Annotated in this window: 17 protein-coding genes; 15 read left to right on the top strand and 2 right to left on the bottom strand. The window is 41.8% G+C overall.

Annotation, left to right across the window (positions count from 1 at the left end; genetic code table 11):
* Positions 1 to 238: 238 nt before the first annotated feature.
* Entirely contained in the window at positions 239 to 964 is a 726-nt protein-coding gene (locus AUO94_RS00960; protein ID WP_058385494.1) for a glycerophosphodiester phosphodiesterase, read from the top strand.
* An 11-nt stretch (positions 965 to 975) separates the two neighbouring features.
* On the opposite strand, the gene AUO94_RS00955 is transcribed toward AUO94_RS00960, so the two are convergent.
* Positions 976 to 1,209 carry a DUF2627 domain-containing protein gene (locus AUO94_RS00955; RefSeq protein ID WP_058386914.1) on the bottom strand — a complete coding sequence of 78 codons (234 nt, stop codon included), beginning with the start codon at positions 1,207 to 1,209 and terminating at the stop codon, positions 976 to 978.
* Positions 1,210 to 1,334: 125 nt separating this feature from the next.
* On the opposite strand from AUO94_RS00955, the gene AUO94_RS00950 reads away from it, so the two are divergent.
* The 13 genes from AUO94_RS00950 (at position 1,335) to AUO94_RS00890 (ending at position 18,430) form a co-directional block, all read left to right on the top strand.
* Positions 1,335 to 3,383 (top strand): sigma-54 interaction domain-containing protein, encoded by a 2,049-nt coding sequence (locus tag AUO94_RS00950; RefSeq protein WP_058386913.1) that lies wholly within the window; start codon positions 1,335 to 1,337, stop codon positions 3,381 to 3,383.
* A gap of 130 nt (positions 3,384 to 3,513) precedes the next feature.
* Positions 3,514 to 4,446, top strand: a complete 933-nt coding sequence (gene yqiS / locus AUO94_RS00945; protein ID WP_058385493.1) for a phosphate butyryltransferase — start codon at positions 3,514 to 3,516, stop codon at positions 4,444 to 4,446.
* A 2-nt stretch (positions 4,447 to 4,448) separates the two neighbouring features.
* Positions 4,449 to 5,543: a Leu/Phe/Val dehydrogenase gene (locus AUO94_RS00940; RefSeq protein ID WP_058385492.1), complete on the top strand. Its 1,095-nt coding sequence runs from the start codon at positions 4,449 to 4,451 to the stop codon at positions 5,541 to 5,543.
* A 167-nt stretch (positions 5,544 to 5,710) separates the two neighbouring features.
* Complete coding sequence (gene buk, locus AUO94_RS00935) at positions 5,711 to 6,793, top strand: butyrate kinase (RefSeq protein ID WP_058385491.1); 1,083 nt, start codon at positions 5,711 to 5,713, stop codon at positions 6,791 to 6,793.
* A 64-nt stretch (positions 6,794 to 6,857) separates the two neighbouring features.
* A complete protein-coding gene (gene lpdA / locus AUO94_RS00930) occupies positions 6,858 to 8,285 on the top strand; it encodes a dihydrolipoyl dehydrogenase (RefSeq protein WP_058385490.1) in 1,428 nt (475 codons plus the stop codon).
* A 14-nt stretch (positions 8,286 to 8,299) separates the two neighbouring features.
* Positions 8,300 to 9,304, top strand: a complete 1,005-nt coding sequence (locus AUO94_RS00925) for a thiamine pyrophosphate-dependent dehydrogenase E1 component subunit alpha (RefSeq protein WP_058385489.1) — start codon at positions 8,300 to 8,302, stop codon at positions 9,302 to 9,304.
* On the top strand, positions 9,304 to 10,287 hold the full coding sequence (locus AUO94_RS00920; RefSeq protein ID WP_058385488.1) for an alpha-ketoacid dehydrogenase subunit beta: 984 nt from the start codon (positions 9,304 to 9,306) through the stop codon (positions 10,285 to 10,287). The genes AUO94_RS00925 and AUO94_RS00920 overlap by 1 nt, the downstream gene beginning before the upstream one ends.
* 260 nt (positions 10,288 to 10,547) lie before the next feature.
* Entirely contained in the window at positions 10,548 to 11,870 is a 1,323-nt protein-coding gene (locus tag AUO94_RS00915; RefSeq protein WP_058385487.1) for a dihydrolipoamide acetyltransferase family protein, read from the top strand.
* A 97-nt stretch (positions 11,871 to 11,967) separates the two neighbouring features.
* The gene (locus AUO94_RS00910) at positions 11,968 to 13,662 is read left to right on the top strand and encodes a methylmalonyl-CoA mutase family protein (RefSeq protein WP_058385486.1); all 1,695 of its coding nucleotides are present in this window, start codon (positions 11,968 to 11,970) and stop codon (positions 13,660 to 13,662) included.
* Positions 13,662 to 15,809 carry a methylmalonyl-CoA mutase gene (gene scpA / locus AUO94_RS00905; protein WP_058385485.1) on the top strand — a complete coding sequence of 716 codons (2,148 nt, stop codon included), beginning with the start codon at positions 13,662 to 13,664 and terminating at the stop codon, positions 15,807 to 15,809. The genes AUO94_RS00910 and scpA overlap by 1 nt, the downstream gene beginning before the upstream one ends.
* Positions 15,809 to 16,876, top strand: coding sequence for a methylmalonyl Co-A mutase-associated GTPase MeaB (gene meaB, locus AUO94_RS00900; protein ID WP_058385484.1), 1,068 nt, complete (start codon positions 15,809 to 15,811; stop codon positions 16,874 to 16,876). Before scpA ends, meaB begins: the two co-directional genes overlap by 1 nt.
* A gap of 66 nt (positions 16,877 to 16,942) precedes the next feature.
* Complete coding sequence (locus tag AUO94_RS00895) at positions 16,943 to 17,383, top strand: BrxA/BrxB family bacilliredoxin (protein ID WP_058385483.1); 441 nt, start codon at positions 16,943 to 16,945, stop codon at positions 17,381 to 17,383.
* Positions 17,384 to 17,437: 54 nt separating this feature from the next.
* A complete protein-coding gene (locus AUO94_RS00890; RefSeq protein ID WP_058385482.1) occupies positions 17,438 to 18,430 on the top strand; it encodes an aromatic acid exporter family protein in 993 nt (330 codons plus the stop codon).
* A 75-nt stretch (positions 18,431 to 18,505) separates the two neighbouring features.
* Here the strand turns inward: AUO94_RS00890 and prli42 are convergent, their stop codons facing one another.
* The gene (gene prli42 / locus AUO94_RS17185; protein ID WP_149456201.1) at positions 18,506 to 18,601 is read right to left on the bottom strand and encodes a stressosome-associated protein Prli42; all 96 of its coding nucleotides are present in this window, start codon (positions 18,599 to 18,601) and stop codon (positions 18,506 to 18,508) included.
* A 166-nt stretch (positions 18,602 to 18,767) separates the two neighbouring features.
* On the opposite strand from prli42, the gene mce reads away from it, so the two are divergent.
* Positions 18,768 to 19,166, top strand: a complete 399-nt coding sequence (gene mce, locus AUO94_RS00885) for a methylmalonyl-CoA epimerase (RefSeq protein ID WP_058385481.1) — start codon at positions 18,768 to 18,770, stop codon at positions 19,164 to 19,166.
* Positions 19,167 to 19,169: the final 3 nt, after the last annotated feature.

The raw sequence follows: 19,169 nt of genomic DNA, 5'->3' as shown, positions 1-19,169 counted from the left end.
GACCGATGAGACTTTAATTCATCGGTTTTTTGTTTTAAAGCTTACAATGTATTTTTTTACATAAGGAAGTATACGAAAACAGCAAAACCAAAAAAAGTCAGTAAAACGACAATACTGTTAGTTTGTCCTAATAAATGATAAAATAGTGATGGAACTGCAAAGAAACGGCTAGTAGAATCGATAGTAAATTCGGTTTTACTCGTTTAGTGGATTTCAGAAATGGAAGAGGATGATTTTATTGTCTGAAGTCAAAGTGTATGCACACCGAGGCGCTTCAGGATATGCACTGGAAAATACATGGGACGCTTTTTTTAAGGCTTGTGAATTTGGTGTTGGGATTGAGCTTGATGTACAAATTACGAAAGACGGCGTTGTTGTTGTCTTTCATGATGACAACTTGCGGCGACTAACTGGTTTTAATGCAGATATTGAGGCACTTGCTTACGAAGACATAAAAGATCTTCGTGTCGGCAAAAAATGGATACGTCCATTTCAGCATTATCAAATCCCATTAGCGTATGAAGTGTTTCAATGGGCAAAAAAAAAGAACATTCCATTGAACGTTGAGTTAAAAGCATCATTTGTGAAAAATCCAAAAGGACCACAAATTCTTGCAGCTATGTTGGAGGGGATTAGGGATATCCATTTGTCTTCGTTTAATCCGCAATTGCTGGAAGAAATGAAGAAATTGATGCCTTCTACTGAAATGGCTCTGATTATTAAAAAGAATAAACAGCTGCCTTACGTGAAAGAAATGGAGTGGGTCGACAGTATTCATCTCCATAAACGCCTTCTTAATAAAGCTTTATGGGCCGATGTCCTAGAGTTGGACAAGAAAGTTCGGTTGTACGGAGTTTTAGGGTCGGAGTCGCTTATCACTCAACTTAATTCACAAACGGTTGGTATTATTACCAATTACCCAGATCGTGTTAAAAGAAAAATTGCGTCTCCCCTTTTTGGGTAGACGCAATTTTTTTATTTCTGGAATCTTTTTGAAACGGTCCCTTTTTTTCGATCGCGATTCAATAGAAATCCGGCAAAAAAACCGATTCCTAGAACGACAAAAAGAGTGCCAAATGTAAACTGGAGCCAAAGAGCCGGAAAAGGCTCGAGCAATTTATTAAATAACGTATCACGCATTAATTTAATGCCATATGCCGCCATAATTCCAGGAATCAGCAAAATGATAAATGCCACTAGACGACCCATAATTCCACATCCTTCTGCTTCTATTGTTTCTAATTCTATTAAAGTTGTCAAGAAAACCTTCCTGATGTACGCTTAAAATATTATTGCAATTACTTGCATATTGGTGGAAGGGAGTTTGAATGAAATTGCAAACAGTATTAATTGTCGGCGGTGGTGTTGGAGGGTCTGCTATTTTAAAGACTCTTCTCGAAACGGATTATTTAGACGTACATGGCGTCGTTGATTTACACATGGATGCGCCTGCTGTTTTAACTGCGCGGTCTCACGGTATTTCGGTTGCGGAGGATTACCGGAAATTCAATAAAGCGGATATTGATATTGTCTTTAATGTCACTGGAAGTGATTCTTTTTATCAAGAGCTAAAAACGTATTTTTTGAAAAAGACGGTTATCGTTCCTGGCAGTCTTGCAAATGTATTGGTTCGTTTATTGGAAGAAAAAGAGCATTTTATTAATCGGTTAAGTAAAGAAAGTCGTAGAGAAAAAATCATTTTCAATTCAATAGAAGAAGGCATGATTGGTATTGATAAAACAAGCCATATTACATTTATCAATAAAAGTGCAGCGCGAATGCTTGAAGTGACAGTTGATGAAACACTCGGAAAGCATATTCACGAATTTATTTCCTTAAGTGAATTGCCAAGAATCTACGAAACGGGTCGCACCGAATTGAACAAAGAACTGCCGTTAGAAAATGGTTCGAGAATTGTTACTTCCCGGTTTCCAATGATTGGTGATGATGGAGAGATCATCGGTGCCTTTGCGGTGTTTAAAGACATTACGGAAGTGGTTGCGTTAGCAGAAGAAATAACAGATCTGAAAGAAGTGCAGACCATGTTAGAAGCCATTATCCAGTCGAGTGATGACGCTATATCCGTAGTAGATGAAAAGGGCAATGGATTGCTTGTAAATCCAGCGTATACACGAATTACCGGCTTGCAGATGAAGGATGTTATCGGTCAGCCGGCATCGGCAGATATCTCTGAAGGAGAAAGCATGCACTTAAAAGCACTGCAAACACGCAAGCCTGTACGCGGAGTTAATTTAAAAGTAGGTCCGTCAAACCGCGAAGTTATTGTTAACGTCGCACCCATTATCGTCGACAATAAGTTAAAAGGCAGTGTTGGCGTCATTCACGATACGACCGAAATTCGCTCCCTAATGAAAGAGCTAGATCGTGCTCGAAGTATTATTCGTACACTGGAATCGAAGTATACCTTTGATGACATCATCGGGTTGTCGTCAGAAATGCAATTATCTCTTCAACAAGCAAAATTAGCCGCACAAACTTTAGTGACCGTATTATTGCGCGGTGAGTCGGGGACTGGTAAAGAATTATTCGCACACGCCATCCACAGTGCTAGTGAGCGGAAATACAATAAATTCGTCCGCGTCAATTGCGCTGCGCTTTCAGAGGAACTGTTAGAAAGTGAACTTTTCGGTTATGAAGAAGGAGCCATTCCAGGTATTAAAACAGGAGAAAAGCGCGGCTTGTTTGAAGAAGCCAATAATGGCAGCATCTTTTTAGATGAAATTGGTGAATTGTCATCGATGCTTCAAAGTAAATTGCTACGTGTACTACAAGAACATGAAACCTTACGTATAGGTGGGAGTAAACCGATTCCTGTTAACGTGCGTGTGATTGCGTCGACAAATGCAAACATGGAAAAAGCATTGCTTGAAGGGAAGTTTCGTGAGGATCTGTATTATCGGTTAAACAGGATGCCAATTTTAATTCCGCCTTTGCGTAATCGAAAGCAAGACATTCCGAGAATTACTGGGCGTCTATTGTTGAAGTTAAATCAGGAGTACGGGCGCAGTGTTGAATCGATTTCTGACAAAGCCTTACAGTATTTGCGTGTCTATGATTGGCCAGGTAATGTCAGGGAACTGGAAAACGTACTGAGCCGTTCGATGATCTTCATGCAGATGAACGACCGTGTATTAACTGAAGAACACATCCCACTTAGTATGCTACGAGTTGCAGAAGCGAAAAACGAAGTACTCATTCAATCCTCCATGCCTTTGCAAGAACAATTGGATACTGTTGAACGAGGAATTTTACATCATGCTTTGAAACAGGCTAAAGGCAATAAATCCAAAACGGCAAAACAATTAGAAATCTCTCTCCGAACCTTGTATTACAAATTAGAGAAATACGGGTTAATGCAATAGTTTTGCAAATTATTGCAGGGTTTTGCAATTAATTGCAATGTTTTACGTGCTAAAAAGCAAATAAAACGCTTTCATCTCTTATATATGACCATTTGTTCTGTTTTAATTAAGAAGAATGAGGTGAGCGGTAATGGCCACATTAAATCAGTTATTCGAGATGGTTTCGGATGAGTCTAATCATACGGTGGCTGTTGCAGCTGCTGCTGATGTGTCCGTTCTCAAAGCCGTGAGTATGGCTATCGAACGCAATATGGCTCATTTCCGACTATACGACGATGAATTGACTGTAACAGCAATGCTAAGGGAGCATTTTCCCGAGCTGCTCGATCACCCTAAAGTTCAGTTGTGTCACGTTGATAGTTTGGAAATGGCTGCACAAGAAGCTGTAAAGTCCGTATTCAGGAATGATTCCGATATCTTGATGAAGGGTCAGATTGCGACAGCGGTACTGTTAAAGGCCGTACTAAATCCAACCTATGGTCTGCGGACGGGCTCGATCATGTCTCATGTAGCTGTTTTTGAAGTCGCTGGGTTTGATCGGTTGATTTTTTTGACAGATGCAGGCATGAATATTAGTCCTGATTTACCTCAAAAAGTACAAATTATTCAAAATGCTGTTCAAATCGCGCGCTCAGTAGGTGTAGAATTACCAATCGTTGCACCACTTGCGGGGGTAGAAGTAATTAATCCGAACATGCAAGTGACACTAGACGCTGCAGCGCTTACTGCGATGAATCGGCGTGGCCAAATCAAAAATTGTATCGTAGACGGGCCATTTGCTCTCGACAATGCGATATCAGTAGATGCGGCCAAACATAAGCGAATAGCAGGAAACAATGCCGGCAACGCCGACATTTTACTTGTTCCAACTATTGAATCCGGAAATATCCTGTATAAATCGCTGGTCTTTTTTGCAAATGCCAAAGTCGGCAGTATTGTAGCTGGTGCTAAAGCGCCAATTGTTTTATCGTCGCGTGCTGATAGTGCAGACAGCAAACTGTATTCATTGGCTTTGGCCATTTGCTCATCATTAACGCTAAGAACATCTACTAGGGGGAATTAACAATGGAAATTTTCAACAGAATGGAACAACACGATTACGAACAGTTAGTATTTTGCCAAGATAAAAGCTCGGGCCTAAAAGCTATTATTTGTATTCATGACACGACTCTAGGACCGGCACTTGGCGGTACGCGCATGTGGAATTATGCAACAGAAGAAGAAGCGATTGAAGATGCCATTCGTCTTGCTCGCGGAATGACTTACAAAAATGCTGCAGCAGGTCTTAACTTGGGTGGCGGAAAAACAGTTATTATCGGAGATCCATTGAAAGACAAAAACGAAGAAATGTTCCGTGCATTCGGACGTTTTATTCAAGGATTAAACGGGCGTTATATAACTGCTGAAGACGTTGGAACAACTGTTGCGGATATGGATTTAATCCACGAAGAAACAGATTTCGTAACAGGAATCTCGCCAGCATTTGGCTCTTCAGGTAATCCATCACCTGTTACAGCATACGGCGCTTATATTGGAATGAAAGCCGCGGCTTTAGAAGCATTTGGCGACGATTCTTTAGAAGGCAAAACAGTTGCAGTTCAAGGTGTTGGGAACGTCGCGTACCCACTTTGCGAATATCTTCACAAAGAAGGTGCGAAATTAATCGTTACAGATATTAACCAAGATGCTGTAAATCGTGCAGTAGAAGCATTCGGCGCAACAGCAGTTGCACCAAATGACATCTACTCACAAGAAGCGGATATTTTTGCACCGTGTGCAATGGGCGCAATCATCAACGATGATACGATTCCTCAATTAAAAGTAAAAGTAGTTGCTGGCTCTGCTAACAACCAATTAAAAGAAGAGCGTCACGGCGATGAGCTTGAAGCACGTGGTATCGTATATGCACCTGACTTTGTTATTAACTCAGGCGGTGTTATCAACGTTGCAGATGAATTATATGGTTACAACAATGAACGCGCGATGAAACGCGTTGAAACAATTTATGACAGCATCACGAAAATTTATGCAATTTCTAAACGTGATAACGTACCAAGTTACATCGCTGCGGACCGCATGGCTGAAGAGCGAATCGAACGCGTTCGCAATTCAAGAACTCAGTTTCTTAGAAATGAACATAATATTTTAAGCAGAAGATAACAAAGTAGAATAATCGAAAGAATTTTTTCTTCTATTCCGTTTCAGCCGCATGCTGCATGGCTCCCGTAAGAAGTCAGGCAAACTACGCCTGGCTTCTTGCTTCGTTAAGTCGGTTGTCGGAGATGGAAGAAAAAATCTATTAGTATAAGAAGAAATGAGGGAGCGACGTGCAAAGGCAGTCGAATCGGATCCTGGCCATTAATCCTGCCTCTACATCGACAAAAATTGGTGTTTTCGATAATGATATTTTGATTATGGAAAAAATGATACGCCACACCATAGAAGACCTAAGTAAATTTTCCAGTATTAATGACCAATATCTATTCAGAAAAAACACGATTTTGGAAGCGTTGGACGAAGAGGGTATGAATGTTTCTAATTTAGCCGCAGTTTGTGGCAGGGGCGGGTTATTACGTCCCATTGAAGGTGGAACTTATGAAGTTAACAGTGGAATGCTAGAAGATTTACGCGTAGGGTACTCAGGACAGCATGCTTCTAATCTAGGCGGCATTATTGCATTTGAAATTGCGGATGCACTGAATATACCCGCATTTATAGTAGATCCGGTCGTTGTTGACGAATTAGAGCCACTTGCACGTGTATCTGGATTTTCGTTAATTAAAAGAAAATCTATCTTTCATGCTCTCAATCAAAAAGCGGTTGCCCGTCGATGTGCTGAAAAAAGAGGACGTCGATACGAAGAGGTCAATTTAATTGTTGCGCATATGGGAAATGGCATAACAGTTGGCGCTCATCACAATGGTCGCGTTATTGATGTCAATAACGGTTTGCATGGCGATGGTCCGTTTAGTCCTGAACGTGCTGGAACAGTCCCAACAGGCGATTTGGTCGAATTATGCTTTTCTGGACATTACAGCCACCAAGAAATTATCAAGAAATTGGTGAGACAAAGTGGGTTATTCGCCTACTTGGGAACAAGTGATGTGGTCAAAGTAGAGCAGCGTATTGTTTCGGGAGATAAAAAAGCCGAATTGATCTATCACGCGATGGCGTATCAAATTGCGCGAGAAATTGGCGCAATCAGTGCGGTCTTAAAAGGCCAAGTAGATGCCATCATTTTAACGGGTGGCTTAGCATACGGCGAGAGCTTGGTAGAACTAATATCGGAACGGGTAAGTTGGATCGCCGATGTCGAAATTCAACCCGGTGAAAACGAACTTCAAGCATTAGCTGAAGGTGCAGCACGGGTATTAAATGGAGAAGAACGCGTAAAAGTCTATCCGTTTTAAGTAGCAGACAACAATGTAGCAAGAAATTTGAATAACGATAGAACAGATAAAGGAGGATACAGCTATGGCTCAAAATTATGATGTTGTTATTTTAGGCGGTGGAACCGGCGGTTATGTAGCAGCAATACGCTCTGCACAACTTGGATTGAAAACAGCAATCGTTGAAAAGAGTGAACTGGGTGGGACTTGCTTACATAGAGGTTGTATTCCGAGCAAAGCATTGCTTAGAAGTGCAGAAGTTTATTCGACGACTAAAAATCATGCAGCTGATTTTGGTGTTCAGACAGGTGAAGTTACACTAGACTTTGGACGTGTTCAGCAACGCAAACAAGGCATCGTCGACCAATTGCATGCAGGCGTGCAAGGATTGATGAAAAAAGGGAAAATTGATGTCTACGAAGGTATCGGTCGAATTCTTGGACCTTCTATTTTCTCACCAAATGCTGGAACCATTTCTGTTGAAATGAACAATGGTGAAGAAAATGAAATGTTAATTCCGAATAATGTCATTATCGCTACAGGTTCACGTCCGCGTACTTTGCCAGGATTAGCTGTTGATGGCAAGTTCGTTATGAGTTCAGATGAAGCCTTGAAGATGGAAACTTTACCACAATCGATTCTAATTGTTGGTGGGGGTGTTATTGGTATCGAGTGGGCTTCAATGCTTAACGATTTTGGTGTGGACGTAACTGTTATTGAATATGCAGACCGCATCGTGCCAACAGAGGATAAAGATATCTCTAAAGAGATGTTGAAACTTTTGAAGAAAAAAGGCGTTAAGTTTGCGACAAGCGCAAAAGTAATGGCAGATACATTAGAAACAGGTGAAAATGGCGTTACCATTCAAGCAGAAATCAGTGGCAAAAATGAAAGTTTTTCTGCTGAAAAAATGCTAGTATCAGTCGGTCGTCAAGCAAATGTTGAAAATATTGGCATTGAAAACACGGACATTATTGTTGAAAAAGGGTTTATTCAAGTGAAGAAATCTTTCCAAACGAAAGAATCTCATATTTACGCAATTGGTGATGTCATTGGTGGTCTTCAATTAGCGCACGTTGCATCACACGAGGGCATCACGGCAATCGAGCACATTAAAGGCAATAATCCACATGCAATTAACTATGACTTGGTGTCACGTTGCATTTATTCCAATCCAGAAGCAGCAAGTGTTGGTATTACAGAAGAGCAGGCAAAAGAAAAAGGTCATGAGGTTAAAGTTGGTAAATTTTCGTTCAAAGCAATTGGTAAAGCATTGGTTTATGGGGAATCTGATGGTTTCGTTAAAATTATTGCAGACAAAGAAACGAACGATATACTTGGCGTGCACATGATTGGGCCGCATGTTACCGATATGATTTCGGAAGCGGGTCTTGCAATGGTGTTAGATGCAACTCCGTGGGAAATTGCTGAAACAATTCATCCACACCCGACACTATCAGAAGTAATGGGCGAAGCGGCTTTAGCAGTTGACGGAAAAGCAATTCACAGTTAAAGGAGGAAAACATAATGGCTTCTAGACATGAAGAAATTGGTTTAACAAATGAAGATTTACTCAAAATGTATGAAACAATGTTGATGGCTCGACGTGTAGATGAACGGATGTGGCTATTAAACCGCGCAGGAAAAATTCCTTTCGTGATTTCATGCCAAGGTCAAGAAGCAGCACAAGTAGGCGCTGCTTTTGCTCTTGATAATTCAAAAGATTATATCGCTCCTTACTACCGCGATATTGGTGTAGTCCTTCATTTTGGAATGACACCAAAAGATTTGATGCTGTCTGCTTTCGCTAAAGCAGAAGATCCAAACTCTGGTGGGCGCCAAATGCCTGGTCATTTTGGGCAAAAGAGTAACCGTATTTTGACAGGCTCTTCGCCTGTTACGACACAATTGCCTCACGCAGTGGGCGTTGCTTTAGCAGGAAAAATGAAGAAAAAAGATTTCATCACGTTTACGACGCTGGGTGAAGGATCTTCCAACCAAGGGGATTTCCACGAAGGCATGAACTTTGCCGGCGTTCACAAGTTACCAGTTATCATTATGGTCGAAAACAATAAATATGCAATTTCGGTGCCCGTTGAACGCCAGTTAGCTTGTAAAAACGTATCGGATCGAGCAATCGGCTATGGTATGCCAGGTGTAACAATCGATGGCAACGATCCGATTGAAGTTTACAAACATGTTAAAGAAGCTGCTGATCGCGCACGCCGTGGCGAAGGACCAAGCTTGATAGAAACAGTTTGCGAACGAATGACAGCGCACTCGTCAGATGATGATCACCGCCAGTATCGCTCTGCGGATGAATTGGCTGCACAAAAATCAACAGATCCAATTTTAACATTTGGTGCTTATTTGAAAGAAAACGGTGTGATGAACGATGAATTAGAAAAAGAAATTAATGATCGCATTATGGTGATTGTCAATGAAGCAACGGATTATGCAGAAGAAGCACCATATGCAGAACCAGAACATGCGATGAAGTATGTCTATGCCGAAGAAGGAGGAGACGAATAATGGCTATTATGTCTTATATAGATGCCATCACGCTTGCCATGAAAGAAGAAATGGAACGTGACGAAAACGTCTTTGTTCTCGGAGAAGACGTCGGTAAAAAAGGTGGCGTTTTTAAAGCGACTCAAGGTCTGTACGATCAATTCGGAGAAGACCGTGTCTTAGATACGCCTCTTGCAGAATCAGCGATTGCCGGTGTCGGCATTGGTGCAGCGATGTACGGATTACGCCCAATTGCAGAAATGCAATTTGCGGATTTCATCATGCCCGCTATTAACCAAATTATTTCTGAAGCTTCACGCATTCGTTACCGTTCAAATAACGACTGGACTTGTCCAATCGTTTTCCGCGCACCTTTTGGCGGTGGTGTTCATGGCGCACTTTATCATTCGCAGTCAGTAGAAGCAATATTCGCTAATCAGCCTGGGTTAAAAATCGTTATCCCGTCAACTCCATACGATGCAAAAGGCTTGTTAAAAGCAGCAATTCGCGATGAAGATCCGGTTATGTTTTTTGAGCACAAACGTGCATACCGTCTAATTAAAGGTGAAGTACCAGAAGAAGATTACACAATTGAAATTGGTAAAGCAGATGTGAAACGCGAAGGTGAAGATATTACAGTCATCACTTATGGTTTAGCAGTCCACTTTGCACTTCAAGCGGCAGAACGCCTAGCCGAAGATGGTATTTCTGCGCACATCCTTGATTTGCGTACAATTTATCCATTGGACAAAGAAGGCATTATCGAAGCTGCGAAAAAGACAGGTAAAGTTCTTCTAGTTACAGAAGACAATAAAGAAGGAAGTATCATCGGAGAAGTAGCAGCGATCATCGCTGAAAACTGCCTATTCGACCTAGACGCTCCGATTAAACGTCTAGCTGGACCCGATATCCCAGCAATGGCATATGCACCAACTATGGAGAAATTCTTCATGATCAACCCAGACAAAGTAGAAAAAGCAATGAGAGAACTAGCTGAATTTTAAAAAGAAAAGCGTAAGCGCCCATCTAGATTCGACGAGCGTAAGACACACTGGCAGCGGTGTCTTTTGCCGCACAGCCAGAGTGGCTTATGACCCTAGAATCTGGGCGCTGAAGCTAGACAAAAGAAAAGTTGAACCGGCCGCACAGCTCCGACAGGCATAAGGCGCTCTGGCAGCGGTGTCTTTTGCCGCACAGTCAGAGTGGCTTATTACTTAAAGAATAAGAAACATAAAACCGAACGACAAGTAAAGGAGGAATTCCCTTGGCTATTGAAAACATCAAAATGCCCCAGCTGGGTGAAAGTGTCACAGAAGGCACCATTGAAAAATGGCTTGTCCAGCCAGGTGATCATGTAAATAAATATGATCCACTCGCTGAAGTTAATACAGATAAAGTGACAGCGGAAGTTCCATCATCGTTCACAGGAGTTGTTAAGGAATTAATTGCTTCAGAAGGTGAAACTCTAGCAGTCGGTGAAATTGTCTGCACGATTGAAACTGAAGGCGGCAACTCTGCACCTGTAAAAGAAGAAAAAAACGCACCTGATGAACAATCAGCAGCACCGTCAGCAGGCAAAAAAGAAGAAACAAAAACGGCAGCTCAACCTGCGAAACCAGCTGGTTCAAAAGGCCGTTATTCACCAGCTGTCTTGCGCTTGGCTCAAGACAACGATATCGACTTAACCCAAGTGGACGGTTCAGGAAACGAAGGCCGTATTACGCGTAAAGATTTAATGAAGTTGATTGACAGCGGAACTATTCCAAAAGCTGGAGATGTGCCTGCAGCACAGACACCAACGCAACAAGAACAACCGGCTGCGCAGCAAGCAATAGCAACTCCAGAAGCACCAAAAGCCGCACCTGCTCCAATCGAAAGTGCTCCGGGAGATATTGAAATTCCAGTCACGGGTGTTCGTAGAGCGATTGCAGCAAATATGCTGAAGAGTAAACACGAAGCACCGCACGCATGGATGATGATTGAAGTGGATGTTACGAACCTTGTTCAATACCGTGATTCGATCAAAGGCGAATTTAAGAAAAAAGAAGGCTTTAATATTACGTATTTTGCTTTCTTCGTAAAAGCTGTATCACAAGCTTTGAAAGAATTCCCAATGATGAACTCGATGTGGGCGGGAGATAAAATTATCCAGAAAAAAGATATCAATATTTCAATTGCAGTTGCTTCTGACAGTGCTTTGTTTGTTCCGGTCATCAGAAATTCTGATGAAAAATCGGTTAAAGGCATTGGCAAAGAAGTAAACGAATTGGCATTAAAAGCACGTTCAGGCAAAATAAAATCAGCTGATATGCAAGGTGGAACATTCACTGTAAACAATACAGGATCATTTGGTTCTGTTCAGTCAATGGGCATCATCAACCATCCGCAAGCAGCAATTATGCAAGTTGAGTCAATTGTAAAACGTCCGGTTATTATGGATAACGGAATGATTGCAGCGCGTGACATGGTGAACCTTTGTCTTTCACTCGATCACCGTGTACTTGATGGTCTTGTTTGCGGTCAATTCTTGGCTCGCGTCAAAGAAATATTAGAGAATATGTCAAAAGAAAATACATCTGTTTACTAAGAAAAGCTGGAGTCTTCGGACTTCAAGCTTTTTTTGCTTTAATGTCGGCGTCGAGTCGGTTAAAATGAAGACAGATAGCCTTTGAGGAGGGAATAGTTTGACAATCGAATCGATGAAGAACATACAATTTCCAAAGCGTACATATAGTGAATGGCAGCAGGTAGCTGAAAAAGCGATTAAAGGCAAACCTTTTGAGGAAACGTTGAAAACTTCAACAATCGAAGATATTACACTTGAACCGCTATACACCAAAAACATGCTCGATCAATTAGGGAGTTATGTACCGGCACAAGTTGCGGCTATCCAACATGGCAAATATCAGCCGAGTTGGTTGGTGGCACAAGAAGTGACGGCCGAGTCGGCAGAACAATATTTAACTTTGATGAAAGACGATATACTTCGCGGAAATGAAACCGTTGTCTATACAGGATTCGGCAAATTTGATTGGACAGATGAGCAATTGAGTGAGTTGGCAGGATTGATCACCGAAAAACCGTTGTACTTTAAATTGACAAGTGACGATCAAGGCATTTTGCGTGTTTTTGATTTTGTGGCACCTGAACAGCTAGCACACGTACAAGGTGTTGTTTTTTCTGAAGAAGCTGTGGAAGCCCCAGAAAACGTTCGAACTCAATTGGTAGATACCATTCCAATTCATCATGCTGGAGGAACAGCCGTACACGAACTAGGCGTTGCACTGAGTATTCTGTCAGAACGAATGGCAGAGAGTGATTTTTCGGAAACTGCTAAAAATACGTGGATTCGCTTTGCTGTAGATACACAATTCTTCCAAGAAATCGCAAAGTTGCGTGCATTCCGTGTATTATGGCAAGCTTTCAGTTCTGCTTTTGGAGAAGAAGCGCCGATGATTCCATTATTTACAGAAACGTCTGTCCGTTCTTACTCAAAGCTAGATCCTTATGTGAATTTATTGCGTGCAGGAAATTCCACATTTGCGGCTGTTCTTGGTGGAACAGATGCGCATACTGTCCATCCGCATGATTTTTTGACCAAACCGGATTTATCGAGCAGACGTATCGCGCGCAACGTTCAATTGGTCATAAAAGAAGAGGCCCATGTGTCTCATGTGGTGGATCCTTCAGCCGGCTCGTATTTTGTTGAAACTTTAACGAAAGAGTACGTAGAAGCTGGATGGAATTATTTCCTGGAAATCGAACAAGCAGGTGGCTATTCCGAAGTTATTAAATCAGGCTGGTTAACAGACGATATTCAAGCAAAATGGGTTGATCGAGAAAACAATATCGCAACGCGTCAACAGTCGCTGATTGGCACGAATATTTATGCCAATCCACAAGAACCCGTGAGAGACTCGAAAATAGGTGACAGTCACTTGGAATACATGACAGCTAAACGTTTGGCAACACCATTTGAAAATCTTCGTGCACAAAGTAAAGTAGTGAACTTAAAATCTGCAATCATTCTTCTCGAGCCAGTAAAGAACATAAAAGCACAAGTTGACTTTGTTTCAGGCTTTTTAGCAGTAGGGGGAATAGAGCCTCTAGTAAGTTCACATTTAGCGACGGCTAAAGAAATTAATCAATTTTTAGCAAATGAAGCGATTGATTATGGTGTGTTGTGTGGATCAAAAGAGGCAGTTGAGGCAGTTGTAGCTGGATTGGATACAAAGGCGAGTATTGATCTCGCAGGTAGGTATCCAAAAGAACAGCTATCAGAGTGGGCACAATTTGGTATTAATGAAACGCTCTATTCTGGTAAGCATATGACTACAAAACTCGAAAAAATTCTCGCTTTAGGAAAGGAGGCGTTCTAATGGCTAAACCCGATTTTTCAAAAGTAACGCTTGATCAATTAGCTACCGCGACTCAAACGGTCGAACAACAAAGCGTCTTTACAACAAATGAAGGAATTGCTATTAAGCCAGTTTATACGGCAAAAGATATCGATTTTCTAGAAGAAAGCATGCCAGGATTTGCTCCAAATGTTCGCGGTCCGTATCCAACGATGTACGTTTCGCGTCCTTGGACTGTGCGCCAGTACGCTGGATTTTCAACTGCAGAGGAAAGTAATGCCTTTTATCGTCGCAATTTAGCGATGGGGCAAAAAGGCTTATCCGTTGCTTTTGATTTGGCGACACACCGTGGCTATGACTCAGACCACGAGCGCGTTGTTGGAGACGTTGGTAAAGCAGGCGTTGCCATTGACAGCGTTGAAGACATGAAAATTTTGTTTGATGGCATTCCATTGGATCAGATGTCAGTATCTATGACGATGAACGGTGCAGTTGTGCCGATTATGGCGTTTTTTATTGTCGCAGCTGAAGAACAAGGTGTATCTCCTGACCAACTAGCGGGGACAATTCAAAATGATATTTTAAAGGAATATATGGTACGTAATACGTATATATATCCGCCAGCCATGTCGATGCAAATTATCGCAGATATTTTTAAATATACTTCAGATCATATGCCGAAATTTAATTCAATTTCGATTTCTGGTTATCATATCCAAGAAGCAGGCGCAACGGCAGATCTTGAACTAGCTTATACACTAGCAGACGGGCTTGAATACGTTCGGACGGGACTTGCGGCAGGCATAGATATCGATCATTTCGCACCGCGGTTGTCGTTTTTCTGGGGCATTGGCATGAATTATTTCATGGAAATTGCAAAAATGCGTGCAGGACGAGAAATCTGGGCAAAAATGATGAAAACTTTCAATCCGAAAAATGACAAGGCATTGGCTTTGCGGACACATTCGCAAACATCAGGATGGAGTTTGACTGAGCAAGATCCGTTTAATAACGTCACACGCACATTGATCGAAGCCAATGCAGCGGCAATGGGTCATACGCAATCGCTTCATACGAATGCACTCGATGAAGCCATTGCCCTACCGACAGATTTTTCTGCAAGAATTGCCCGCAATACACAATTATTCCTTCAAGAAGAAACGATGATGACCAATGTTATCGATCCATGGGGCGGTTCATACTACGTTGAGACCTTAACGAATGAATTAATGGAAAAAGCATGGGAATTGATTGAAGAAGTTGAAGAACTAGGTGGAATGGCGAAAGCTATCGAAACGGGTTTACCTAAAATGCGTATTGAGGAAGCCGCAGCGAAAAAGCAGGCGCAAATCGATTCCAATGAAGAAGTCATTATTGGTGTCAACAAGTACCGTCTCGATCAAGAAGATCCGATCGATATTTTGAATATCGATAATACAATGGTTCGTAAAACGCAGATTGAACGATTAGATCGGATGAAAGCTGAACGCGACAGTGAAAAAGTTGCAACAGCTCTAGAAACATTGACCAAAGCAGCACAAAGCGGGAAAGACAATATTTTAGCTTGTGCCATTGAAGCGGCACGTCACCGCGCATCTCTCGGTGAAATCTCCGACGCCATTGAAAAAGCATCTGGAAGGCATAAGGCGGTGATTCGTTCAGTGAGTGGGGTTTATAGTTCAAATTTCTCAAATCAACAAGAAATGGAAATCGTCAAAAAAATGACAGAAGACTTTATTGAGAATGAAGGGCGTCGCCCACGTATTTTAATTGCCAAAATGGGTCAAGACGGCCATGATCGCGGAGCGAAAGTTATTGCCACGGCATTTGCTGATTTGGGCTTTGACGTTGACATTGGCCCATTATTCCAAACACCAGCTGAAACAGCGCAACAAGCAGTGGAAAATGATGTTCACGTTATTGGTGTGAGTTCACTAGCAGCTGGACATATGACATTGGTTCCAGATTTAAAAGCAGAGCTTACGAAAATTGGACGAGAAGATATATTGATTGTTGTTGGGGGAGTTATTCCCGCGCAAGATTATGAGTTTTTGCGCAACAATGGAGCTAGTGCTATTTTTGGTCCTGGAACCGTCATCCCAGTAGCGGCACAAAAAGTTATCGAAGAAATTTACGTGCGTTTGGGTTATGAGGAAGTGGCAGACTGATGAGCCATGAAAAAAATTCCAGACGTGTCATGGAAGGTGTTCATGAAGCGCATGACGGCATGAAACCTTTGCCACGGAAAAAGTTCAAGAAACCGGATACTGGAAATTTGGATATTGAAACCATTGCACAAGGCGTACAGAGCGGATCGCGGCTGTATCTTGGAAAAGCAATTACCTTACTTGAAAGCTCAAATCCAGAACATAAACAAAACGGTCAGGAATTGCTCAACCAATTGCTGCCGTTTACAGGCGACAGTCTGCGTATTGGCATTACCGGCGTACCCGGAGCTGGGAAAAGCACTTTTATTGAAACCTTTGGTGAAATGCTGACAAGTCTTGGCCACCGTGTTGCGGTACTGGCGATTGATCCAAGCTCATCGCTTACTGGTGGCAGTATTCTCGGAGACAAAACCCGTATGGAGGAGTTAGCGCGAAATCCGAATGCCTTTATCCGGCCGTCACCTACAGCCGGCACACTTGGTGGTGTTCATAAAAAGACGCGCGAAACGATGCTGCTCTGTGAAGCGGCAGGATACGATATAATTTTAGTGGAAACAGTCGGAGTTGGTCAAAGTGAAACTTTAGTTCGTGGTATGGTCGACATGTTTTTGTTATTAGTGTTGACAGGTGCTGGGGATGAATTACAGGGGATGAAAAAAGGGATATTGGAATTGGCGGATGCGATTGTCGTCCATAAAGCGGACGGAGATAATGTCCGACTGGCAAAACGAACAGTGGCAGAGTACAAGCAAATGCTGCATTTTCTGCAGCCGGCAACTGAAAGTTGGACAACTAGACCGATTGCTGCTTCTTCTGTAGAAAGTACGGGTATTCCAGGCGTTTGGGAAATGATTCAGGAATTTGAAATGGCAGTAAAAAACAGCGGATTTTGGAAGCGGCGTCGTCAAGAACAAACAAAAGATTGGTTCCGTTCGATGATTACAGACGAGTTACATAGTCGCTTTTTTAACGATGTGAATCGCCGTCAATTGGTGACTGTCTTAGAAAAGCAAGTATTGAGCGATGAATTGACTGTAGCGCAGGCAATCGTCCGGCTTTTTGAGTAAGCTTTTTTTGCAAGTCAACAGAACAACTGCTATGATAAAAGAAGCAATAATAAGGAGTGGTATTTGATGAGCATGGATTTTAACTTCCTAATGAACGATATAGCAACACAAGCTCGCCAAGAATTGATTGATGGTGGATATACACAGCTCGAAACAGCTGAAGCTGTAAATGAAGCATTTTCACAAAAAGGAACTAGCCTTGTCATGATTAACTCGGTATGTGGATGTGCAGGCGGCATTGCTCGTCCAGCAGCTTTGCATTCGATTCACTACGATAAGCGTCCAGATAGTTTGTTTACCGTTTTTGCTGGGCAAGATAAAGAAGCAACTGCTCAAGCACGCGCAATTTTCGGTGACGATCACTTACCGTCTTCGCCATCATTCGTTTTTATGAAAGACGGAAAAATGGTTGACGAGATCGGTCGTCATGAAATTGAAGGACATGATCCTATGTCTGTTATTACGCATATCCAAGCGATATTTGAACAGCATTGCGAAGAAGTTTAAAAAAGGTGCCTCTTTATGGAGGCATCTTTTTCATGTCTAAATTTGGAGGGGACAATGAAGCTGAATTTTAAGCCTTATTCAATTGGTTATCGTACGTTGAAAACCGCGCTAGGTGTAGCCGTTGCTATTTCGTTAGCTCAATTGCTCCAGCTTGATTATTATGTATCTGCTGGAATTTTAACGATTCTTTGTATACAACCGACGAAGAGAAAGTCGATTCGTGCAGCGTTTTCTCGGTTTATCGCCAGTTTGATCGGTATCCTTTATGCGTTCATCTTTTTCGAAGGGATTTCTTACCATCCTGTTATGATTGGTGTTCTCATTGTCCTCTTTATTCCTTTGTTGGTAACCTTACGTTTTCAAGATGGTTTTGTATCAAGTGCCGTAATTTTGCTGCATATATACGATGCCAAAAATCTAGATATGGATTTGCTGACAAATGAATTGATTCTGATGCTTGTGGGTTTTGGTACAGCGTTGGTCGTCAATATGTACATGCCGAGCATAGAAAAAAAGCTGAAAAGCTATCGTTACGAAATTGAAAATCTATACGCCTCTATTTTTCGTGAAATTGTTATTTATTTGAGGGAAAGAGAATCTGTATGGAGCGGCAAAGAATTGATGGATGCCCGAAAGTTGCTGGAAAAAGCAAAAGCGTTGGCGTATCAAGACGTTGAAAATCACATTAGACGCCATGAAAACAAATACTATCATTACTTTGAAATGCGTGAACAGCAACTTGAAATTATTGAGCGTATTTTACCGAAAATTACAGCGTTGCCAGTAATCGTGGATCAAACAGATTTGGTCGCTGACTTTCTGCAAGATTTGTCAGAGCACGTTCACTCAGGCAATACAGCGTATCGCTATATATCTAAGTTAAATAAAGTCAAAGAAAACTTTGCTGCACTGCCACTACCTGACAGTCACGAAAAATTCCTCGCCATGGCGGAACTTTACCAAGTGATTCATGAAATGGAAACGTATTTGGAAATCAAGCAATCCTATAAAGGCTTTCAAACAAGAAAAACAGAAGCAGCCGGCTAACTCTATTCGTTTCCCAAAAATGAAAATCAAAAAGACAGCAAGAGCGATTTAGCTCTTGCTGTCTTTTAAAATCCATTAAAGAATAAAGCTCAAACCAAACATAAAGCTTGATAGTAGCATGATGCCAATCATCGCATAAACGATAAACTTGCGAAAAGCTGCGTTTCTCATTAGTGGTAAGCTCCTTTATCAATCAAATCCTTGAGGAAATCATATCATATATTGAGTAGAAGTTGAAGAGACACGCTACGGTTTTCCAAATATTCGCTAACAACTAGAGTTTTTAACAGCGAATCTGTACAATAAGAGAGAAGATAAAAAAGGAAGTGAAACTAGGATGAAAAAAGTAGATCATATCGGAATCGCAGTGCGGGATTTGAATGCTGTCCTTCCTTATTACACGGATACACTCGGATTGTCACTGATGAAAATCGAAGAAGTAGAGTCTCAGAAAGTACGCGTCGCATTTATCGATGCGGGAAATGTCAAACTAGAATTACTGGAACCGATGGATGAACAAAGTGCCATTTTCAAATTTTTAGAGAAAAAGGGTGAAGGCATTCACCATATTGCATTTGGTGTCGTCAATATTGAACAGCGAATGGAAGAACTGCGTGACAAAGGTGTCCAACTACTAAACGAACAGCCAAAGCCGGGTGCAGGTGGAGCAATGGTAGCCTTTTTGCATCCGAAATCATCAAATGGGGTATTGTACGAACTTTGCGAAAAAGAGTGATTG

This window comes from Planococcus kocurii (assembly GCF_001465835.2).
In the GTDB taxonomy this organism is placed as follows: domain Bacteria; phylum Bacillota; class Bacilli; order Bacillales_A; family Planococcaceae; genus Planococcus; species Planococcus kocurii.
The sequence above is the reverse complement of the archived record's forward strand: the minus strand, read 5'-3'. Positions and strand labels throughout refer to the sequence as shown.